This window comes from Bacteroidota bacterium (assembly GCA_034723125.1).
Lineage (GTDB): Bacteria > Bacteroidota > Bacteroidia > CAILMK01 > JAAYUY01 > JAYEOP01.
Map to the genome: position 1 here is coordinate 1 of JAYEOP010000348.1, position 2,505 is coordinate 2,505.

Annotated in this window: 1 protein-coding gene; it reads right to left on the reverse strand. The window is 30.0% G+C overall.

Annotated features, from left to right (window positions below; all coding sequences use genetic code 11):
- Positions 1–16: 16 nt before the first annotated feature.
- The gene (locus U9R42_09510; protein MEA3496258.1) at positions 17–2,383 is read right to left on the reverse strand and encodes a T9SS type A sorting domain-containing protein; all 2,367 of its coding nucleotides are present in this window, start codon (positions 2,381–2,383) and stop codon (positions 17–19) included.
- Positions 2,384–2,505: the final 122 nt, after the last annotated feature.

The following is a 2,505-nucleotide window of genomic DNA, read 5'->3' on the forward strand; positions in this document are numbered from 1 at the left end:
GCCTAACAATCAATCCTTAATACTTCACAATACGTTTTATCCCTTGTACTTTTCCTTTTGTATCTGATATTATTACAATGTAAACTCCTTGTTTAAAGTCAGAAACATTAACTACTTCAGTATTATTTACAGTTAGTATTTCTTGTTTTACAGTATTTCCTAAAATATCTGTAATTCTTATTTTTAATCTTTTTGTAACTGTTGAATTTATAGACAAATAAAATTTATTTCTAACAGGATTTGGATAAATGTCAAATTTGAAGTCATTTTTAGTAATTCTTGGAGGAATGCTAATAATTGTAGTGTCGAAGAAAGTTCCAAAAAACATTAAACCACCTCTTGCACTGCCTACAATAATATCAGGAAAACTGTCGGCATCCATTCTTGCAATTGTTGGTCTTAATTTTAATCCGAGCGATCTTTTTACAATCTTTTTGTTAATTGAATCATAAATAAGAGTATCAATAGAAGTGAATGATGCATTAAGATCAATATCAATGTCTTTATAAAAATAAAGATGTCCTACGGTAATTCCTGCTGATTTTCTCCAAGTATTTGCTCCAACCACCATATCAAGATGACCATTGTTGTCAAGGTCTGCAATTGCCGGTGTAGTAAAATGATTTCCTTGTTCGAAGAAAACGCCACCAAAAGTATCATTAACAAGAGTAAACACAGGCGTATTTTTTGTTCCTGTATTTTTATAATAATTTAATTTCCCAAAATATTGACCAACAACAATATCCATCAAAGAATCTTTATTTAGGTCAATTAAAAATGGTGCTGAATATCCTCCAAGTATTTTTGTAAAAGGAATACTGTCTCTTTTAAAATCTGCAATATTCCCTACAGCTGCTTCATTTTTATAAAAAAGAACATTTCCATTTTTAACACCCATAACAAGGTCTTTGACATTATCACCATTGTAATCTCCAAAATTTATTGTAATTCCTTCCATGCTGTTTGCTGAAAGTCCCAAATAATCATCATCTATAAGTTTGAAAACATTGCTATCGGATTTGCCAATATTTTCGTATAAAAATATTCTATCGTTTTTAAAATATGTTGTGTAATAACTACCAATTGTTGCAATAAAAAGGTCTTTGTCGCCATCAGCATCATAATCAAAAAATGCTGGATAAGTAGCACCGCCAAGGTCAATCATTTCATTCTGTAAAAAATCATCCTGAACAAATTCCATATCGGGATTATTATTCTCTCCTTTATTGGTATAAAGCCAAATTTGATTTAATGTTTCAAAAGAATCTTTAATATCTTTATCGGTTGGAGCAGTAATCATATCTCTTATTCCATCCCTGTTTACATCAATGTAATAAATTGCAGGCATTGCCATAATATCAATTGGTTTATCATAAGATGGGAAGTTCATATTACAATTAATAATTGAATCCATTGCCTGACTGTTATCGTTTTTCCCATTTTCTAAAAATACAATTCCGGGGAATTCAACGTCTCCTACGAGAAGGTCAACATCACCATCATTATCCATATCATTTGCAAAAACAGTTGAACCTGCATGTCTTACAGCTCTTTCTTCATAGAAATTATTTTTAAAAATCTTAACATCAGAATCATAGTTGCTATAATCTTCACTATAATTTTTGTAAGAACCCATCCAGTCCGGTGGTTTGTTATTTAAAAAAACTTCATTTGATTCATCATGTTCCATAAAATAACCCCAGTATTCATCAATACAGCTAAAAACAAAGCTATCCACATTTCCGTAAACTTCCTTTGAAATATTATTGTAAAGACGCATATATGATCCACCGAGTGGATCAAATGTAAGTACATCCATATCTCCATCTCCATCAATATCAATTAGTGCTGGAATATCAACGGTAAACATTGGCAGATTGGTGTACCATTCAAAGTTTCCACCAAAGTGGGTTGTTAATTGTTCTTCTTCTAATTTAAATCGGATATCACTAAGGTCGTCTCCAATATTTTTGTAAGCAGAAATTCCTGCTCCAAGTGTTCCTGAATATGTAAAAAGGTCAAGTAACCCGTCATTGTTGTAATCTTTAAAAATAATAAAACTAGATAATGTATCAGGAAAAAGTGCTTCATATTGTGGTGCATAAGTAAAATCAATTGTATCACCATTCCCAATATTTATATAAGTAAGTATTCTATTATCAATTTTATCTAAAATTACAAAATCAGTTTTGAAATCATTGTTAAGGTCTATTCCTGCGAAAACAGGAAATTGTAGTCCTCCCCCAAAAGCATTATCTAATTTATTGCTATTGGAATCATAAACCGGTATTCCGTTATTTTGATAAAAATGATGTAAATTTTGTGAATTAGCTGAAAAACTAAGTATTGAAAGCAAAATGATTAGTTGTATAAAATTTTTCATATTTGAGTGTTTTTATTTTTTTACAAAGTTAATAATTATTTTAAGATTCTTCTTCTGTTAGTACAAAAAAGACAATAAAGGTAACGTGAATTTTGATGTTTTTTGACAATTAAACGAGGAGT

Bases quoted from the DNA above. Each gene is read 5' to 3' on its own strand.
- U9R42_09510 (MEA3496258.1), bottom strand. From the start codon at position 2,383: ATGAAAAATTTTATACAACTAATCATTTTGCTTTCAATACTTAGTTTT.